Raw genomic sequence first — 20,446 nt, forward strand, 5'->3', positions numbered from 1 at the left:
TTAACTATCCGTTAAAATACTTTTTTCCTTCTCTAAAGAAATTCCTTTATTAACAAGACCTTTAATTCTAAGTACTTTTGTAGGATTCTTTGCATTTGAGTAAATCGTAATAGATTTAGAAAAACCACCAACTCTATTGGTAGCGTAAGAAACTTTAATTTCTCCTTTTTCTCCTGGCATTACTGGTTTTTCTGGTTTTTTAGGAACCGTACAACCACAAGAAGATTGAATTTTTTTTATAATTATAGGTTGGTCTCCAACATTTGTAAAAACAAAAATTCTTTCTCCATTCGACCCTTTATCTATTTTACCATAATTAATAGTTTCCTCTTCAAATTTAAATTCTTGAGCTGTTGCAGAAAAATTGATCAAACCTAAAAATAATACTGTAAAAAATACTTTCATGATGCTTTATTTTGTAATGTAACCTTTAATTTTAATTCTTTTTCTTGATTCTTTGGCATTCGAAAAAATAATAATTTCTTTAGAAAAACCACCTGAATTAGAAGTGTCATATTCTACAGTAATAGTTGCTTTTTCACCGGGCATTATTGGTTGGTCTGGTTTTTTAGGCACAGCACAATCACAAGAAGTTTTAATATCTTCAATAATTAAAGGAGCTTTACCAATGTTGGTAAATTCGAAAATACGTTTACCGTCTTCTCCTTTTTTTATTTTTCCGTAATTAATAATTTCTTTTTCAAACTTAAATTCTTGTGCAGAAATCCCAATAGATAAAAACAAGCTTAAAATAAATATAAATTCTTTACTCATAATTGTACAAATTTAGAGTTTTTAAATGATAAAAAAAATCAACCTCACATTTTTTATAAGAAATAGATAATTGTATTTTTGCAAACTATATATCAAAAACGATACCAAAGTATGAATATCCCATCAAAGTATAATGCAAGCGAAGTAGAAGGTAAATGGTATGATTACTGGATGAAAAATAATTATTTTCATTCTGAAGTAGATCATAGTAAAGAACCTTATACAATTGTAATTCCTCCACCAAACGTAACGGGAGTCTTACATATGGGACATATGTTGAACAATACAATTCAAGATGTATTAATTAGACACGCACGTTTATTAGGTAAAAATGCTTGTTGGGTACCTGGTACAGATCACGCATCTATTGCAACTGAAGCTAAAGTTGTTGCAAAATTAAAAGAACAAGGAATTAGCAAAAGCGATTTAACTCGTGAAGAGTTTTTACAACATGCTTTTGATTGGAAAGATGAATATGGAGGCATCATTTTAGAACAATTAAAGAAGTTAGGTGCTTCTTGTGATTGGGAAAGAACTGCATTTACAATGGATCCAGAAATGTCTGAATCTGTAATTAAAGTTTTTGTTGATTTATACAACAAAGGGTTAATTTACAGAGGTTATAGAATGGTAAACTGGGATCCTGAAGCTAAAACGACACTTTCTGATGAGGAAGTAATTCACGAAGAAAGACAAGGAAACTTGTACTATTTAGAATATAAAATTGAAGGATCTGAGGATACTTTAACAATTGCAACTACACGTCCAGAAACTATTTTTGGAGATACTGCAATTTGTATCAATCCAAATGATGAACGTTTTACACACTTAAAAGGTAAGAAAGCAATTGTACCTTTATGTAATAGAGTAATTCCTATTATTGAAGATGAATATGTAGATTTAGAGTTTGGTACAGGTTGTTTAAAAGTAACGCCTGCACACGATGAAAATGATAAAAATTTAGGAGACAAACACAAATTAGAAGTAATTGATATTTTTAATGATGATGCTTCTTTAAATTCTTTTGGATTACATTATCAAGGAAAAGACAGATTTGTAGTTCGTAAAGAAATTGCTAAAGAATTAGAAGAAAAAGGAATTTTAGTAAAAACTGAAGTTCATACAAATAAAGTTGGTACATCAGAAAGAACAAAAGCAGTTATAGAACCAAGATTATCTGATCAATGGTTTTTAAAAATGAAAGATTTAGCAAAACCTGCTATTGACGCTGTTTTAGGAGAAGATGCTGAAATCAATTTATATCCAAAGAAATTCGAAAATACCTACCGTCATTGGATGGAAAACGTTCGTGATTGGAATATTTCTCGTCAACTTTGGTGGGGACAACAAATTCCTGCTTATTTCTATGGAGATGGAAAAGAAGATTTTGTTGTAGCAGAAACAAGAGAAGAAGCTTATAAATTAGCAATTTCTTCTAACAAAATTGATAATTCATTTAAAATAGAAGACTTACGTCAAGATGAAGATGCTTTAGATACTTGGTTTTCTTCTTGGTTATGGCCAATGTCTGTTTTTGATGGAATTAGAAACCCAGAAAACGAAGAAATTAAATATTATTACCCAACAAACGATTTAGTAACAGGTCCAGATATTTTATTTTTCTGGGTTGCAAGAATGATTGTTGCAGGATATGAATATAAAGATGAAAAACCTTTTCAGAATGTTTATTTAACTGGTTTAGTTAGAGATAAACAAAGACGTAAAATGTCTAAATCTTTAGGGAATTCACCAGATGCTTTAAAATTAATTGAAGATTATGGAGCAGATGGAGTAAGAGTTGGTTTATTGTTGAGTTCTGCCGCTGGTAACGATTTAATGTTCGAAGAAGACTTATGTCAGCAAGGAAAAGGATTTGCAAATAAAATTTGGAATGCTTTCCGTTTGATAAAAGGTTGGGAAGTTGATGCAACTTTACCACAACCAGAAACTTCTAAAATTGGTTTAGAATGGTATGAAGCTAAGTTTCAAAAAACATTAGCAGAAATAGAAGATCATTTTTCAAAATACCGTTTATCAGATGCTTTAATGGCAATTTATAAACTAATTAATGATGATTTTTCTTCTTGGTTATTAGAGATTGTAAAACCTGCATATCAACAACCAATTGATAAAAAGACATTTGATGCTATTATTGAAGTTTTAGAAAACAACTTAAAAGTATTGCATCCATTTATGCCATTTTTATCTGAAGATATTTGGCAATACATTACCGATAGAACTCCAGAAGAAGCTTTAATTATTGCAAAATATCCTGTAATTAAAGAATCTGATGCAAAAATTATTACTGATTTTGAATTTGCAACAGGTGTAGTTTCAGGAATTAGAACGATAAGAAAAGATAAAAATATTTCTTTTAAAGATGCTGTAGAATTGTTTGTTATTGATAATGATAAGAGTTCAAAAGAATTTGATGCTGTTATTCAGAAATTAACAAATACTGCTACAATTAACTATGTTTCAGAAAAGGTTGAAGGAGCTTCGTTTAGAGTGAAATCTAATGAATACTTTATTCCAATTTCAGTTGAAAATATTGATGTAGAAGCTGAAATTAAGAAGTTAGAAGGCGAATTGAAAAGAGCCGAAGGTTTCTTATTCGGAATTACAAAGAAGTTATCTAACGAGCGTTTTGTATCTAATGCACCAGAAAAAGTGTTAGAATTAGAACGTAAAAAAGAAGCTGATACAATTGCAAAAATTGAAACTATTAAAAGTAGCTTGGCAAGTTTGCAATAAGAATATGTATTGATATTAAAAACCCTTCAAATCTTTGTGCTGAACTTGATTCAGTATCAAAATTTGAAGGGTTTTTTAGTTTTAGAAAAGATCAATATATCCGTTTTATTGTTTATTCTACGTATATTTTCTATTTTGTTTCCATTTATTGTCATACCAACACTTTTATTTTCGTCTAAACTTTCTTCAATTTCTCTTAAAAAATTAAATGCAGTGGAATCCAAAATGTTTAAAATAATCCTGTCCAAAGTTTTAGTTTGTTTTTCAGTTAATGAATTGAAAAACTCAAATCTTTCATCATTCAGTTTTTGAAATTCAGATAATAAATTCTTGTTTTTTTGTAAATTAGAATATTCAGTAATTGACATAGAATTCCCTAAATCTCTACTTTTTTACTATAATTTCTCAAATATCTTTATAATCTTCAGAAAATTCCATTGTTTAATTATTAGTTCAGTTTTTCGTTTGGCATACTAGTTTCATTTATTATTCGAGTAGTTTTATCTAATCATTATCAGAACAATTCAAAGAATATGCTGTATTTGTTGGAATTAGCCAATTAGTAGCGGAATTTGATTGGTCAATATTATCTACTTGAATACATTCTAACTTAAAGTTGTTAAGCTTAAAAAAGAATACTAATACTTTATCATTATTATTGTTTTTTATATTGACTGTTATTAAATCATAATTACACATTCCTCTAATTACCATTAGGTTTATATTTTTAGAAAGGTCTAATGTAGAAATATTAGTAGTTCTTATATCTAGATGTGTTAATTTGTTATTTTCCGTAAGATTTATATCAAAAAATGGATTGTTTCCACAATCAAGATATTTTAAATTAACATTATTACTCACATTGAGTGTGCCAATGTTGTTATTATTACATTGCAGTGTTGTTATATTTACAAATTTTTCTATTCCTGTAATGCTTTTAATATCATTAAAAGAAACATCAATTTTTCCTTTATATAATGTAGCTTCTTCTATACTAATCTCATTGTCTTTATTTGTATTAATATCAAAATTGGACAATAGTAATTCTTTGAATTCCATATCATCAAAATATACAAATGGTCCTGCCCCAATGGTATAGTTAAAATATTGGTTTTCTTCTTCAAAACTGTTTTCTACCTGTGATAGATCATTAACTAAATTTTCTTCTGAGCAGGAAATAGAGATGAGTATTGTTAAAATTAATGGAAATAATATTTTTGAAGTTTTCATACTTTTATTCTTTTAATTTATCGATATATCCCATAAGCTTAAGCACTGCGTGTTTGTGTATAAGTAGTTTATAGTTTTAAGAACTGTAAGTTTTCTACAGAAAATAAAACAACTTTAGGCTAAGCTAAAATTAAGTATTTTTTTTTAGCTCAGTTCTTTGTTGTAAGCAGTTTTTTAAGTTCTATTAATTTTAAGATTTAAATTTTCCGAAATGCCATAATATTCCACAAGGGTCGTGAAGGAAAAACTCGTTTCCCCATTCGTTATAAACTATCTCAGATAATCGTACATTCTCATACTTTTCAGTCAACTTTAAACTTCGTATGTATTTCAAAGTACTTTCTAAATTATCCACTTCAAAGAAAATCATTGAGTTATCAATCCAATCTTTTACAAAAGCATTTTGTAAATAAAATCCGAATTCTCCAATATAGAAATAAGACATTTTTTCAGATGTGATTACTTCCTCAAATCCTAAATCAATATAGAAATTCCGCGAAATATTATAGTTCTTAGAACCAATAAACGACCTGATAGATTTTCCTGATATTTTCATTTTGTGCGTTTTTGTTAAATTGTTTACAACGTTGTTGTATTATGGAAAGTTGTGTTTAAAGTGAACTGCTATTTTATGCAGGAAAAATAGAAGTGAGTAAAAAAGCAACAACTTTTAGTTAAGCACTAATTTAACAATTTTTACTACAGGGTGTCGAAGCCAGTTTTTTATTCATAACTGTATATGTTTATTTTTTCGCAATCGTGTTCGTTTCCGTAAATAAATAATGGTTTTTTAATATTCAAGTCGCTAAATAATTCTACTTGATTTTGTTTAAAAGCTTTATTCAGTAATATATAGGTTTTATAGATGTAGGAATTTCTCAAGTTTTGATAAAAATCCGTTTCAAAAATGTCATCAAATATTTCGGCTTCTTCTAAATGTTTTTCTAATTCTATCAAGTTGCTCCAAACTTTAGAATAATCAATACGTCCTAAAACCTCAAAAAAGTCTTTTTTATAATTGAAATCAAAGTATTCAGGTTTTTCTAAAATTGGATACTTGCCTTCTCCAAATCCACTTATCCAAGCATAAGGCTCAAAATCATAGGTAAGAAGGATTATTTGAATCTTTGAGTCTTCAATTTTTCTAATTCCTTTTTTGATTTTTTCAAATGATAATATTAGGTCTTTCGAAAAACTATCAATAATTTCATTTTCATTAATATCTAATTCTATAGTTTTTTCATAACATTCCAGAAGTTTTGTGTTTTTTTTCGCTTTTTCAAAATTTGCAATTATATATTCGTCGTAAAGTTTAACCGTTTTTTGTTCGTTAATGCTAAATGTATCTGGGTTTTCTGTTTCTAATAAATCAATCCATTGAGAAAGTGAAGCGTGTTCAATTTCTCTATAGTTATTCATAAATAGGCTTTCTAAATTTGAAATTATTGTTTGATTTATACTCATTTTTAAATTGGCTACGTTATTGTATATGGTTTGTTGCGTGTTTCAAGCAATTATTTACTAAATAATTATCGACCAAGAAAGTCCGCGAGGACTTTCATAAGTAGGCCAAAAGCCAGCAATAAATTATATATGGTATTGGGCAACGTTTTTATTTCTTTTTCAAGTTAAAACCTAAATTCAGTTGTAACATTATTGGCCAAAATCCACCATTTCCATTTGTATCAAAATAATATTGTGGACCAATATCAAATAATAAATGAAAGTTCTTTCCATATTTTCGTTGTATTCCCCAAGTTGGACCAAAAGCAAAATCAAAATTTGAGCTTCTTATATAATTACTTTCTATTGTATTTCCTCTAGTTAAAAATCTTAAAGAAACAAAATTACCAGAATTATTTTCCGTATTTAAGTTTTTAGCTTTTCTTTTTTTAAAATTATAAAATCTTTTATACTGTAAATCTAAAAACGGATTAAAACTGTATAGAAATTCATTGTATGGTGAAACAGAAATTTCATCATAAGGAGCACCGTAACCAATTCCTAAACTAGCAGAAAATGTTGCTTTGTTTGAAACTGGCATTTCCAATTCAATTGCAGGATTTAAAAAATTAACTCGCCAAACTTTTTCAGTTTTAGTGTCTATTTTTTCTTGCGCATAATTCAGAGTTGTTAAAATTCCAAATACTATTATTAGTAAATTCTTTTTCATTTTTTCTTTATATTGTTGATTTTCGTGTTTTAATGTTGCCCAACGGTTGTTTATAAGATTTGTGCGACTGGAAAATCGGAGATTTTTCGGACGTAGCAAATCGTTTGTTGAATGTTTGTCGGTTCGTTATTTAGTTTAAAAGTAAGCATAAATTTTACAAGTTGTTGGCAGCTGGTTTTTAATTATAAATTATAACTTTTTCTTAAGCTTGTCTCTATAAGCTTAATCAAACTAGGTAAAGTTTTACTGAATTTCTCACCTCTTACTTCCGGTAGTTTATTCCAGCCTTCAGGTTTCGTTATCGAGTCTTTATAAATATGCCATCTTTCAATATCCATTCTTATTGATTCACAGTTTGTAAGAATATTTTCGATTATTTCAATATCCTTAGTTTCCATAAATAATTTTAAGGTCATACATTTATAATCAAAATCAACATAATTATCACGAATCTCATCTCTGATTTTATTAAAAATCTCATCTGAGTGTTTTCCGAATTCTGTTTGATTTAAAAAATATTGCAAAGAAATCCTTAGAGATTGATAGCTTCTAAAAAACTCTTTAGCTTCTATTAATTTACTTTCTTGAATTTTAGCAAAAGATATTTCTCTTTTTTTTATATCCCAATCAATAAATAACTTTATAATAAATCCAATTATTCCAAGTATAAAAATAATTTGAGTCCAGTTATTTATTATAAATTCATACCATTGAATATCTTCTTTCATATTTTTTTATTTACTTGCTGCCAACTCCTATTAATAAAAATTTTTATTTCAAAATAGCGTTAATACTTACTAACTCCTCTTCTGAAAAAGAAGTGTTCTCAGTTGCTTTTACACTATCTATAATTTGAGATGTTTTACTGGCTCCAATTAGTACAGAAGTAATTCTATCATCTTTTAAAATCCAAGAAATTGCCATTTGTGCTAAATTCTGATTTCTACTTTTAGCAATTTCATTTAAACCTTTAATTTTAGGAAGCATTTCTAGTACTGTATCCGTATTTAAAAACGGACTATCTTTTACGGCTCTAGAATCTTTTGGCAATCCGTTTATGTATTTGTCAGTTAACATTCCTTGCGCTAAAGGAGAAAAACAAATTGCACCAACACCAGAATTTCCTAATAAATCTAACAATCCATCTTCAATCCAACGATCAAACAAACTATATCTTGGTTGATGAATTAAACAAGGTGTTCCTAAATCTTTCAATATTTTAAAAGCTTCTTTTGCTCTTTCTGGTCTGTAATTAGAAAGACCAACATACAAAGCTTTTCCTTGTCTTACCATTAAATCTAATGTGCCCATTGTTTCTTCTAAAGGTGTATCGTTATCTGGTCTGTGATGATAAAAAATATCAACATAATCTAAGTTCATTCTTTGTAAACTTTGATCTAAACTAGAAACTAAATACTTTTTAGAACCATTATCTCCATAAGGTCCATCCCACATTCCATAACCCGCTTTAGATGAAATAATCATTTCATCTCTGTAGTTTTTAAAATCTTTTTTTAATATTTTACCTAAGTTTTTTTCTGCAGAACCAGGCGAAGGTCCGTAATTATTAGCCAAATCAAAATGTGTAATTCCATTATCGAAAGCACATTTTAATAAGTTTCTAGCGTTTTTAAAACTGTCATTATCACCGAAATTGTGCCATAAGCCTAAAGAAAGTTCAGGTAACAATAATCCACTATTTCCTGTTCTTCTGTAATTCATCTTTTTATAGCGATTTTCATCTGCTACATATTTGCCTTTTTTACTCATAATTTTGATATACTTTTTCTAAATCCTAAAGCAGCTAATAAACCAACAATAGGGATTATTGTAAATGTTGTAAATAAATGTTGATACTCAATAATTGTAGGGTTTTCGCCTAACATATAACCTATAAATAATGACATAAAAATGTCTGGAGTAAACCCTACTACAGAAATAATTCCGACTAAAGTTCCTGTCATTTGCAAGGGCGTTTTTGTTTCTTCAATAATAGCAAAATACAAACCTCTTAAAGAATAGGTTCCTAATGCCATAAAGATAAAGCTTGTAAATGATAAAAAGATAGGTTGTTCGTTAAAAATTCCAAAGCCTAATATTGCTGATGCTAAAATCAATATAGAAAAACTAGGTATAATGATTTTCGATGGAATAAATCTATCTGCAACCCAACCAATAGAAATTGCTGCAATTGGTCTTAAATACTGAATAAACACAGCAAAATAGGTGGCTTCTTCTAAAGAATAATTCCAAACATCTTTGGCATACGTTCCATAAACGCCTGTTAATTTATAAGAACAATATCCACAGAAAATAATTAAAGAATGAAAGATTACTTTCTTTTGTTTCATTAAAGAAAATGCTTTCTTAAAATTGAATTGAAACTCTTTTCCTGATTCGAAATTATCATCTTCTTTTGGTAAAATTTTCCAAATTAAGAATGAAACTACAAAAACGATAAAAGTGATGGTTCCAATAATATATTGCAAGGTTTCAATTTTATGTTCAGATGTAATTTCTATTCCTTTTTCAGGAAAAAAGAACGTTAAAATTCCAGCTCCAGATAAAGCAATTGTTGCTGCAAAAAATCCTCTTCCACCATCTAATAACCCAAAAGACAATCCTTGGTTATGTTCATTTCCCCATTGTCTTGTTGCTTTTACCAAAGAAGCCCAAAACAATAGAATTGTTGAAATCCCCCAAAAGGAATACAATATTTTTAATGTAAAAATTGAAGGAATCATAAGCATCCAAAAACCACCAATTGCTGTTAAAAATAAAGAGATGGATAATAGCTTTCTAGCTTCCCATTTATCTGCAATAAAACCACCAAAAAAGTAGGAGAGGACTGCTGTAATACCATATAAAGCTTGTGCTTCACCAATTTGAGCATCAGAAATTAAAAAGGCTTCTCTAATTACTGGTTTAAAAACACGCATCAAAATAAATGGTAATAGAAAAATAGCTTCTCCAGCAATAATGAGAAGAAACATTGACGTAATTTTTCGTTGTTTTTGCATTTGTCTAAAATAAGGTTTCTTTTATAATTGTAATAAATGATGCTGAAGAAGACCTTTTTTCTTATCCTTTTTATTGGATTAAATACTTTAAATGCGTAATATTGAGGTAAATAAAAACAAGAAAATGAAGAATTTAATCTTACCATTATCAATTATTATTTTGATGACAGCCTCTTGTGTGTCTAAAAAAAAGTATGCAGATCTAGAAACTAGGTATACCGATGCTAGAGGGAATTTGCAGAAATTGGAATTAAAATTCGAAAAAATTGATAGAAGAGTTGAAATTTATAATAAAAAAATTAATTCTTTAAAAGGAGAAAATGTTACTTTAGAAAGAGAAAATGCTTTAAAACTAGACATGGTTGATGGTAAGGTTGTGGTTTCTAAAGAAACAAGAATGTTAATGAATAAAACATTGTCGAAAATTGATCCTAAAAAATTAGCAACGGCAAAAACATTAAAAGATTCTTTAGATTTAGCGGTTTCTTATTCCTTGGTAAGAAAAGCGTTGGGTAAATCTGAGTTTAATAATTCTGAAGATATACATATTGATATCGAAGAAACGGTAGTTATGATTTCTGTTTCAGATAAATTACTATTTAATTCTGGTAGTTATCAAGTTAAAAAAAGCGCTTTAAAGTTGATTACCAAATTGGCAGATATTATTCAATCTGAACCTAGTATAGATGTAATGATTGAAGGTCATGCAGATTCTAAAACAATTAAAAATGAAAGTGTAAATGACAATTGGGATTTAAGTGTAAAAAGAGCGACATCTATAGTTCGATTACTTCAAAATAAATTCGAAATTGAAGGAAGTAGATTAATCGCTTCAGGTAGGGGAGATACGATGCCTTTATTACCAAACACAAGTAGTGCAAATAGAGCAAAGAATAGAAGAACCAAAATTATTTTATTACCGAATTTAAATAAGTTTTTTGCTTTGTTAGCTGAAGAAGGAGTAATAGAAAAATAATTATTATCACTATAAAACATAAAAGTATCGATTTTTAAAAATCGATACTTTTTTTATATAATATATCTACAGGAAGTTCTAAACTAATGCTTCTTTTAAAATAGTGATTGGGTGTTTTGCAATACGTTTTGTTCCATCATAAATTTGATGTCTACAACTTGTTCCTGCAGCAACAATCTGAGTCTCTTTTGGTGTATTTCTCACCTTCGGGAATAAAGTATCTTCACCAACTTGCATAGAAACTTTATAATGTTCTTTTTCATATCCAAAAGAACCTGCCATTCCACAACAACCAGAATTAATAATCGTTACCGAATAATTTGTTGGAATATTTAAAACTTGAAAACTTGCATGCGTTCCAGACAATGCTTTTTGATGACAATGTCCGTGTATTTTTAAGGTTTTAGCAGCTGTTGTAAATAAAGAAGTATCAATGTTTCCTTTTTCTAATTCTTTTGATAAAAACTCTTCAAATGTAAAACTGTTTTCAGCAATTTTTTCTGCGGATGTTTTATCATCAGCTAAACGAATATATTCGTCTCTAAAACCTAAAATTGCAGAAGGTTCTATTCCTAATAGCGGAGTTTCATCTGTTATAATATCTTTAAAAATAGCAACATTATTATTACAAATTTGTTTCGCTTCTTTTAAAAATCCTTTAGAAATATGGCTTCTTCCACTTTCATCGTGGTTCACTGTTTTTACTTCGTACCCTAATTTTTCTAATAAAATAACGGCATCTTGCCCGATTTCAGCATCGTAGAAATTTGTGAATTCATCATTAAATAAATAAACCGCTTTTTTAGATGTTTTTGGGTGATGTTTTTTTAACCAACTCTCTAAAGTCTGATTTGCTAATTTTGGCACTGAACGTTCAACAGCCACACCTAAAACTTTTTTAGCAATAATTGAATTGGTAAAAAAGTTTGTGATTTTAGGAAAAGCACTTCCTAATTTATTGTATTTGGCATTATTTGCAAATAATTTATTTCTAAAAGAATACCCATTTGCTTCTTGATATTGGTATAAAAACTCAGCCTTCATCGTTGCAATATCCACATTACTTGGGCATTCTGATGCACAAGCTTTACAACTTAAACAAAGGTCAAAAACTTGTTTTAATTCTTTATGATTAAACTTATTCGCTTTATCAGAATTTGTTAAAAATTCACGTAACGTATTTGCTCTTGCTCTTGTAGTATCTTTTTCGTCTTTTGTAGCTCTGTAACTTGGGCACATTGTTCCACCAGCTTCTACAGGTTTTCTACAATCTCCAGAACCGTTACATTTTTCTGCTAATTTTAAAATTCCTTCACTATCAGAAAAATCTTGAATTGTTTCAATTGTTGGTTCATTTCTGTCAACTTCATAACGAAGGCTTTCATCCATAGAAAAAGCATCCGTAATTTTCCCTTGATTAAAAACGTTATTAGGGTCAAATGCCTTTTTAATTCTTCTTAATAGTTGATAATTTTTATCACCAATCATTAAAGGAATAAACTCTGCACGCACAATTCCATCTCCATGTTCACCAGAAAAAGAACCTTTATATTTTTTGACTAACTCAGCAGTTTCTGTCGTAATTTTTCTAAATAAAACAACATCTTCACCTTTCTTAATATTCAAAATAGGTCGTAAATGCAATTCACCAGCTCCTGCATGTGCATAATACACAGCGTTTTGCTGATATTTATCCATAATTTGGGTAAACTCTTCAATATAACTTGGCAAGTCTTCTAAAGCAACAGCAGTATCTTCTATACATGCAACGGCTTTTTTATCACCAATAATATTTGCCAAAGCACCTAAACCTGCTTTTCTTAAATAATGAACCTTAGCAAGGTCTTTTCCGTATACTTTTGGATGATGATAGCCAAAGTTGTTTTTTTCTAAATCAGCAATTAAATTATCCGCTAAAACTTCTGCTTCTTCTAATGAATTTGCAGAAACTTCTAACATTAAAACAGCTTCTGGATCTCCTTGTAAAAAGAACCTGTTTTTTGCCAATTCACGATTGTTTTTTGTACAATCTAAAATGGTTTTATCCATCAATTCACAATTATATAAATTGTGATTCATTGCAATTACAGTCGCTTTTAAGCTTTCATTGATACTCTTAAAATGAGTACAAACCATGATGCTCTCTTTAGGAGCTACATCATCTAACTGTAATTTAATTGATGTAGAAAAAGCCAATGTTCCTTCACTTCCAGATAATAGTTTTGCAACGTTTATAGTTGGTGAAGTTCCGCCAAATAAATCTGATTTTAAAAATTCATCAACCGCATAACCTGTACAACGTCTATGAATTGTTTCTTTAGGAAACTGTTCTTTAATTTCTTTTTGGGCAGACTCTGAAACAAGTTCAGAGTAAATAGATTGATAAATCTTTCCTTCTTGCGAATCTTCTTTTGTCTTTTTGATGAATTCTGCAGACGTAATTTCTTTAAAAGTAACAAAACTTCCATCACTTAAAATGGCATCAATTTCTAATACTTTATCACGCGTAACTCCGTATTTAATAGAAGTACTTCCAGATGAATTGTTACCAACCATTCCACCCATCATACATCTGTTAGATGTTGATGTATTTGGACCGAAAAATAAACCATGAGGTTTTAAGTAAATATTTAAAGAATCTCTTACAATTCCTGGTTCTAACGTAATTGTTTTTGCTTTTTCATCAAAAGAAATAATATTGGTAAAATGTTTAGAAACATCAACTACAATTCCATCTCCAACACATTGTCCTGCCAAAGAAGTTCCTGCAGTTCTTGGTATTAAAGTGATGTTATTTTTTGTAGCAAAATCAATTAAGGTTTTAATGTCTTTTTTATCCTTTGGAAAAGCAACCGCTAAAGGAATTTTACGATAAACAGAAGCATCTGTTGCATACAAAGTTTTGTGTAAATTATCAAAAAGAACATCACCAGAAAGTGAATTATGTAAGTTGTCTAAAGTTGTACTATTTATCATTATTGACTATTGAAAAAGTAAAAATATAGAGACAAATATCCGAATAAAAAATTCATTATTTCTATCAAAAAAACTTCTTTGAATATTTTTATTGATTCTATAAAAAATGATTTAAAAAACTGATGATTTGAGAGGTTTGAAAAGTATATTTATAAATCTACGCTATTTCTGATAATTGTATATATACTAGGTTTTAAAAAGTATCTTTGCCAAACATTATTTACCAAACAATTGAAGTCAGATTGTTCTTAAATAATTTTTATAACACAATTTTAAATTTACGCGTTGCAAATTTTATTTGTCTGCAATTCGTTATAATGAAACGTTAATTGATGAATTCAGATATACAAATAAACAAACCAACACCAATTATTCCTGGTGAAAAAATAATAAAATTTGATCGTTCTACAGATGTAAGAGAAACGATCTATGCAATGAAAGGCGGTGCAACTGTTGTAATTACTGAATTTTATAACAACGGAATGTTACTTTTAAAAGAGTTGCATAAACATTTAAAAAATAGATTGCCCAACAAAACGTTTTCTGAACAACGTGAGTTTAGAGGAGAATATCATAAACTGTCTAATCAAATTTTAGTAGAAATTACAGATTTTGAAGTTGCTCTTAAAAAAGCACCTAAAATTGGTTGGATAAAAATATTATATCCAGAAAATGATCAATTCTTTTTAACCTTTTCGCAAGTTCAAGGATTAAATAGTGCTTGGCAATGGTATAAGAACGGAATTTCAGTGCCCGTATTAAGAAATAAAATTCATCCATATTATGGTACGTATTTTCCAACTCGTTTCGATCATTTAATATTGTTCGATAATTGGTTAAAACGTTATGAAGGTGCTAAAAAATCTGCAATCGATGTTGGTATTGGTAGTGGTGTACTTTCTTTTCAGATGATACAACATGGTTTTCAGAAAGTGTTTGGTACAGATACAAATCCGAATGCAATTGTTGGTTTAAAAGAATTTATGGGAGACACAAAGTTATCTCGTAAAATCGAATTAAATCACGGGAATCTTTTTGCTACAATAGAAAAAGAAGTAGAATTGATTGTTTTTAATCCACCTTGGTTGCCAGCAGTTTCTAATTTAGAAAATATTGACGAAGCTATTTATTACAATAAAAACTTATTTCCTAAGTTTTTTGCAGAAGCAAATAACAGATTGTCTAAAGATGGAAAATTGGTGATCTTATTCTCTAATTTAGCACAAATAACAAAAACTTCTAAAGAACATCCTATAGAAAAAGAACTTGCAAAAGGAGTTCGTTTTAAACTAGAAAAGTGTTTGAAGAAAACGGTAAAAAAGGCTTCTGATAAAACAAAAAGAGATCAAAATTGGCGTGGAATTGAAGAAGTAGAACTTTGGGTTTTAGTTAAGAAATAAAATACACCACTTTTAAAAATAACATAAAGAATACCTGAATTATTTAGGTGTTTTTTTATGCCGTTTTTTGTGTAAAAGACTTTTTAGAAAAAGCAATTAAACCTATTATAGGACCAATTGCTAAGAGTAAATAAACGAAATTAGAATCTGTAGTATCAATAAGATTACTGATTAACTGAATACTAATAATTGTTATTGCAAAACCAATAGAATTAACAATAGTCAGTGCAGTTCCTTTGTTTTTAGCTTCAACATTTTGAGCCACTAAAGTGGAAAATAAGGGAGAATCTGCAATAACTACCATTCCCCAAAAAAGTAAAAAAGCAATAAATAAGTTTTCATTTGTTAATTTAAACATTAAAGGAGAAATTATGCAGCAAGCACAAGAGAATAGTAAGGCTAAAAAAGCAATTCTTTTTGGGCCATATTTTTCTGATAAATAACCTCCAATAATACAAGCGATACTTCCTATTGCAATAATAAAGAATGATAATAAAGGAATATTAAAATGAATGTCAGAATGTGAATTTTGATAGATTTTTAAAAGAATAGGTACAAAAGTCCAAAAAGTATACAATTCCCACATGTGTCCAAAATAACCAAAAGCAGCTTTTCTAAAATTGGTAGTTTTAAAAATGGAGAAACAAATGGTAAAATCAAGTTTTTTTCCTGCTTTTCTAAAAGGTCCATTTGGCACAAAAACATACATTATGAATCCTCCAAAAGCAGCTAGAATAGAAATTGATGTTAGTATCGTTTTCCAAGAATATGCATGCATCATATCTTTTAATAAATGAGGTAGAGCAGTTCCTAAAACTAAAGCGCCCACTAAAAAACCTAAAGATTTCCCTAATCCTTTTTGATAATAATCGGTTGCAATTTTCATTCCTACAGGATAAATTCCTGCCAAGAAAAATCCTGTTAAAAAACGTAAACTGATTAAACTGAATAAGGTTTGGTTTTCTATAATTAAACTTGCGTTAAAAATAGCGCCAAATAATGCGCTTAAAAAGAATACTTTAGAAGGTGGAAATCGATCTGCAATTGTAAATAAAGCAAATAAAAGTGTACCAATTATAAAACCAAATTGAACCGCAGAAGTTAAATGCCCTAAAGCACTTTCTTCTAAATTATAATTGGTTACTAAATCGCTCATAACTCCATTTCCTGCAAACCATAAAGAGGTGCAACAAAACTGAGAAATAATAATTACAGGAAGAATGATTTTTGATTTGCTCATACAAAAAACGAAAGTACCAAAAAGGATACAATAATCAATTAAAAATGTTTTGCCACTTCATTAGAATTTCTATCTTTGATATTGATGAAAAAAGTAAAAATCATAGAATGCCCACGTGATGCAATGCAAGGAATAAAATCTCATTTTATTTCTACAGAGAAAAAAGCATTGTACATAAACTCTTTATTAAAAGTGGGGTTTGATACCATTGATTTTGGCAGTTTTGTTTCTCCAAAAGCAATTCCGCAAATGCGAGATACTGCTGCTGTTTTATCAAAATTAGATTTATCTAGAACAACAAGTAAATTATTAGCAATTATAGCGAATGTAAGAGGCGCAAATGACGCTTCTCAATTTGAAGAAATTGATTATTTAGGATATCCTTTTTCAATTTCGGAAAACTTTCAAATGCGTAACACGCATAAAACAATAGAAGAATCCATAGAAACTTTAGATGCAATTTTAAATATAGCTGATAAAACAAATAAAGAAGTGGTTGCTTATTTATCTATGGGATTTGGAAATCCTTATGGAGATCCTTGGAATGTTGAAATAGTAGGTGAGTGGACAGAAAAATTGTCTAAAATGGGAGTGAAAATTTTATCACTTTCAGATACAGTTGGTAGTTCTACACCAGAAGTAATTGATTATTTATTTTCGAATTTAATTTCTCATTATAAGGATATCGAATTTGGTGCACATTTGCATACAACTCCAGATAAATGGCACGAAAAAGTGGATGCAGCTTTTAGAGCAGGTTGTAATCGTTTTGATGGTGCAATTAAAGGTTATGGTGGTTGTCCAATGGCAAAAGATGAATTGACAGGTAATATGCCTACAGAAAAATTACTAAGTTATTTTACAGTACATAAAGCTGATACAGGTGTAAAACCAATGAGTTTTGAAAGTGCATATAATAAAGCTTTAGAGGTTTTTATATAAAGTTTCAAAATCATATTAAAAATAAAGTCTCAATTTTTTTTCAAATTGAAAAATTACCTTGAGCTCAATCGAAAGGTTATTCTTATCTCTCATTATAAATTATAATTGAATCAAAATGAAATTCACAAAATCAGTATTCTATTTATTATCAATTCTATTTTTATCATCTTGTAATAAAGACGATAACAAAATTGACTTCACATTTTTACAATTGAATGATGTTTATGAAATTGCACCAATTCAAGGTGGAGAATTCGGAGGAATGGCAAGAGTAGAAACTGTTCATAAAGAATTGTTAGAAGAAAATCCAAATACAATGCTCTTTTTAGCTGGCGATTTTTTGAATCCTTCTTTATTAGGAACCATAAAAGTTGATGGAGAAAGAGTACGTGGAAAGCAAATGGTAGAAGTAATGAATGCTATGAATTTCGATTTAGTAGCTTTTGGTAACCATGAGTTTGATGTTTCAGAAAAAGATCTTCAAAAACGTTTAAATGAAAGTAATTTTCCTTGGATTTCTGCAAACGTAAAACTAAAAACAAAAGAAGCTTCAATTCCTTTTTATAAAGAAGTAGATGGTGTAAAACATTCAGTAGGAGAGACCTTTGTAAAAGATTTTATTGATAAAGATGGTACAAAAGTTAAAATTGGTTTTATAAGTGTTTGTATTCCTTCTAATCCAAAAGAATTTGTAGAATATGGAAACATGTTTGTAAAGGCTAGAGCTTCTTATGCAGCTTTAAAAGATTCTGTAGATGTTGTTTTTGGATTAACACATGTTAAACTTGCAAATGATAAAAGAATTGCAAAGTTAATTCCTGATTTACCATTAATAATGGGAGGTCATGAACACACAAACTCCCTAGATACAATAGGAACCGTAATTATTTCTAAAGCAGATGCAAATGCAAAAACGGTGTATGTGCATAGAATTTCTTATGATAAAATCACCAAAAAAGCGATTGTAAAATCAGAATTAAAAGAAATAAATGCTACCATAAAATCTGATGAAAAAGTTGCTAAAATTGTAAATAAATGGCAAACAATATTATCTTCTAAGATTAAAAATGTTATTGAAAATCCAGAAGAAGTTATTTTTGTAGCTAATACTCCTTTAGATGGAAGGGATACACCAATTAGAAGTAGACAAACAAATTTAGGACAGATCATTACAAAAGCAATGTCTTTTGGGTATGATGATAAAGTAGATTGTGCTTTGGTAAATGGTGGTTCTATTAGAATTGATGATCAATTAAGTGGTAATATTACTGCTGTAGATATTTTTAGAGTTTTGCCTTATGGAGGTGATATTTTAAAGGTTGAAATTAAAGGAATACTATTAAAAAGAGTTTTAGATTATGGTGTTTTAGCAAAAGGAACAGGGGCCTACTTACATCGTTATAATGCTGAAAAAGTAGATGCTAAATGGATGATTAATAATAAAGAATTAGACCCTAAGAAAAATTATAAAGTGGCATTTTCTGATTATTTATTAAAAGGTTTTGATATTCCTTTTTTAACAATAGATAATAAAGATGTGCTTTCTGTCTATCAACCTAAAGAAACAGAAATTTCTCACGATATTAGAAAGGCTGTAGTTGCTTATTTAAAATCATTATAAGTTTTTTTATTGAATTGTAAAAAGTTATTTGTTAATTTTTATTTAAATTAAATCTAAATAAGAATTGCATATGTAAATATCAATTGTATATTTGCACGAAAATTAACAAATTGTTTATAATCAATCTAAATAAAATGAAAGCGTTTTTTACTTTTGCAATTGCTGTAGCCACAACTTTAAGTTTTTCAGCACAAAACAACACACAAAAAGATTCAATTAACAACCCTAACAACCAAGTAAATACTGCGCAACGTATTTTAAATGGAAATATAAACACAAAAGGTGTTACAGTTGGAGGTTATGGAGAATTAACTTACAACAGAAAAGAAGGTCAAAATGCTGAATTAGATGTGCAACGTTTGGTTTTATTATTTGGTTATAAATTTGACGATAGAACACAGTTTATTACAGAAGTAGAGTTTGAGCACGTAAAAGAAGTATATGTAGAACAAGCATTTTTACAGTATTCTGTAAGCGATAATGTAAATTTAAGAGCTGGTTTAATGTTAGTTCCAATGGGAATTATCAATGAATATCATGAGCCAACAACTTTTAACGGAGTAGAAAGACCAAGTATCGATGGTTCTATTATACCAACAACTTGGAGAGAATTAGGAGTTGGAGTTTCTGGTAGATATAATGAAGCTTCATTACGTTACCAAGCTTATATTTTTAACGGATTTTCTTCAACAACTTCAGATGGTGAAGGAAATATTACCGGAGGAAAAATTGGCGGAAGTAATGGTTTAAGAGGAGGAAGACAAAAAGGAGCAAAATCTACAATGAACAATCTTAATTTCTCTGGAAAATTAGATTATTATGGTTTACCAGGTTTACGTTTAGGATTGTCTGGTTATTTTGGAAGAACTCAATCTCCTGCTGATGTAGAAGATATTGATGGAGCAGATGTAGGTCTTGCTATGATTGGTTTAGATGCACGTTATGCATACCAACGTTTTACTGCAAGAGGTCAATTTATTCATGGTAGTTTAACGGATACAGAAGCATATAATAATGCTACTGGTTCTAAATTAGGAAGCGCTTTAAAAGGATATTATTTAGAAGCTGCATATAATTTATTACCACAAAATAAAAGACAACAATTATTCGGTTTTGTAAGATTTGAAGATTTTGATACACATGCTTCAGTTGATGGTAGTTTAGCTAAAGATTTAAGCTATGACAGACAAGAATGGACAGTAGGTTTAAGTTATAAAATTGCTCCAGGTGCAGTTGTTAAGGGAGATTATCAATTTAAGAACAATGCAGTTGTTGGTGGTTCTACAGTAAACCAATTAAACTTAGGAATCGGAGTATGGTTCTAAAAAATATATTTTATT

General features: G+C 29.0%; 17 protein-coding genes. 6 read left to right on the forward strand and 11 right to left on the reverse strand.

From position 1 onward, the window contains the following. Complete coding sequence (locus tag BTO07_RS02120; protein WP_087519658.1) at window positions 1-405, reverse strand: DUF1573 domain-containing protein; 405 nt, start codon at window positions 403-405, stop codon at window positions 1-3. Between the two features lie 6 nt (window positions 406-411). Next, window positions 412-774 carry a DUF1573 domain-containing protein gene (locus BTO07_RS02125; RefSeq protein ID WP_087519659.1) on the reverse strand — a complete coding sequence of 121 codons (363 nt, stop codon included), beginning with the start codon at window positions 772-774 and terminating at the stop codon, window positions 412-414. Between the two features lie 111 nt (window positions 775-885). Between BTO07_RS02125 and BTO07_RS02130 the strand changes: the two genes are divergently transcribed. After that, window positions 886-3,528, forward strand: a complete 2,643-nt coding sequence (locus BTO07_RS02130; protein WP_087519660.1) for a valine--tRNA ligase — start codon at window positions 886-888, stop codon at window positions 3,526-3,528. Window positions 3,529-4,032: 504 nt separating this feature from the next. Here the strand turns inward: BTO07_RS02130 and BTO07_RS02140 are convergent. The 7 genes from BTO07_RS02140 to BTO07_RS02170 form a co-directional block, all read right to left on the reverse strand. Continuing rightward, complete coding sequence (locus BTO07_RS02140; protein WP_087519662.1) at window positions 4,033-4,758, reverse strand: hypothetical protein; 726 nt, start codon at window positions 4,756-4,758, stop codon at window positions 4,033-4,035. Between the two features lie 190 nt (window positions 4,759-4,948). Further along, window positions 4,949-5,314, reverse strand: coding sequence for a glyoxalase (locus BTO07_RS02145; protein ID WP_087519663.1), 366 nt, complete (start codon window positions 5,312-5,314; stop codon window positions 4,949-4,951). Window positions 5,315-5,481: 167 nt separating this feature from the next. After that, complete coding sequence (locus BTO07_RS02150; protein ID WP_087519664.1) at window positions 5,482-6,222, reverse strand: hypothetical protein; 741 nt, start codon at window positions 6,220-6,222, stop codon at window positions 5,482-5,484. A 148-nt stretch (window positions 6,223-6,370) separates the two neighbouring features. Beyond that, a complete protein-coding gene (locus BTO07_RS02155) occupies window positions 6,371-6,931 on the reverse strand; it encodes a hypothetical protein (RefSeq protein ID WP_087519665.1) in 561 nt (186 codons plus the stop codon). Between the two features lie 182 nt (window positions 6,932-7,113). Beyond that, the gene (locus BTO07_RS02160; protein WP_087519666.1) at window positions 7,114-7,659 is read right to left on the reverse strand and encodes a hypothetical protein; all 546 of its coding nucleotides are present in this window, start codon (window positions 7,657-7,659) and stop codon (window positions 7,114-7,116) included. A 43-nt stretch (window positions 7,660-7,702) separates the two neighbouring features. Then, window positions 7,703-8,701 carry an aldo/keto reductase gene (locus tag BTO07_RS02165; RefSeq protein ID WP_087519667.1) on the reverse strand — a complete coding sequence of 333 codons (999 nt, stop codon included), beginning with the start codon at window positions 8,699-8,701 and terminating at the stop codon, window positions 7,703-7,705. Beyond that, complete coding sequence (locus BTO07_RS02170) at window positions 8,698-9,924, reverse strand: MFS transporter (RefSeq protein ID WP_232457073.1); 1,227 nt, start codon at window positions 9,922-9,924, stop codon at window positions 8,698-8,700. Before BTO07_RS02170 ends, BTO07_RS02165 begins: the two co-directional genes overlap by 4 nt. 151 nt (window positions 9,925-10,075) lie before the next feature. Here BTO07_RS02170 and BTO07_RS02175 point away from each other — a divergent pair, with 151 nt between their 5' ends. Continuing rightward, window positions 10,076-10,927 carry an OmpA/MotB family protein gene (locus tag BTO07_RS02175; protein ID WP_087522527.1) on the forward strand — a complete coding sequence of 284 codons (852 nt, stop codon included), beginning with the start codon at window positions 10,076-10,078 and terminating at the stop codon, window positions 10,925-10,927. A 78-nt stretch (window positions 10,928-11,005) separates the two neighbouring features. Here the strand turns inward: BTO07_RS02175 and BTO07_RS02180 are convergent, their stop codons facing one another. Further along, window positions 11,006-13,903, reverse strand: a complete 2,898-nt coding sequence (locus BTO07_RS02180; RefSeq protein ID WP_087519669.1) for an FAD-binding and (Fe-S)-binding domain-containing protein — start codon at window positions 13,901-13,903, stop codon at window positions 11,006-11,008. Between the two features lie 332 nt (window positions 13,904-14,235). On the opposite strand from BTO07_RS02180, the gene BTO07_RS02185 reads away from it, so the two are divergent. Continuing rightward, on the forward strand, window positions 14,236-15,303 hold the full coding sequence (locus BTO07_RS02185) for a methyltransferase (protein ID WP_087519670.1): 1,068 nt from the start codon (window positions 14,236-14,238) through the stop codon (window positions 15,301-15,303). A 55-nt stretch (window positions 15,304-15,358) separates the two neighbouring features. Here the strand turns inward: BTO07_RS02185 and BTO07_RS02190 are convergent, their stop codons facing one another. After that, on the reverse strand, window positions 15,359-16,543 hold the full coding sequence (locus tag BTO07_RS02190; RefSeq protein ID WP_087519671.1) for an MFS transporter: 1,185 nt from the start codon (window positions 16,541-16,543) through the stop codon (window positions 15,359-15,361). 84 nt (window positions 16,544-16,627) lie between these two features. Between BTO07_RS02190 and BTO07_RS02195 the strand changes: the two genes are divergently transcribed. From BTO07_RS02195 to BTO07_RS02205, 3 genes are all read left to right on the forward strand, one after another. Beyond that, entirely contained in the window at window positions 16,628-17,485 is an 858-nt protein-coding gene (locus tag BTO07_RS02195; protein ID WP_087519672.1) for a hydroxymethylglutaryl-CoA lyase, read from the forward strand. Window positions 17,486-17,600: 115 nt separating this feature from the next. Then, complete coding sequence (locus BTO07_RS02200) at window positions 17,601-19,106, forward strand: bifunctional metallophosphatase/5'-nucleotidase (RefSeq protein ID WP_087519673.1); 1,506 nt, start codon at window positions 17,601-17,603, stop codon at window positions 19,104-19,106. A gap of 134 nt (window positions 19,107-19,240) precedes the next feature. Beyond that, window positions 19,241-20,431, forward strand: coding sequence for a porin (locus BTO07_RS02205; RefSeq protein WP_087519674.1), 1,191 nt, complete (start codon window positions 19,241-19,243; stop codon window positions 20,429-20,431). Window positions 20,432-20,446 lie beyond the last annotated feature (15 nt).

The sequence above is a fragment of the Polaribacter sp. SA4-12 genome (genome assembly GCF_002163675.1).
Classification (GTDB): Bacteria; Bacteroidota; Bacteroidia; order Flavobacteriales; family Flavobacteriaceae; genus Polaribacter.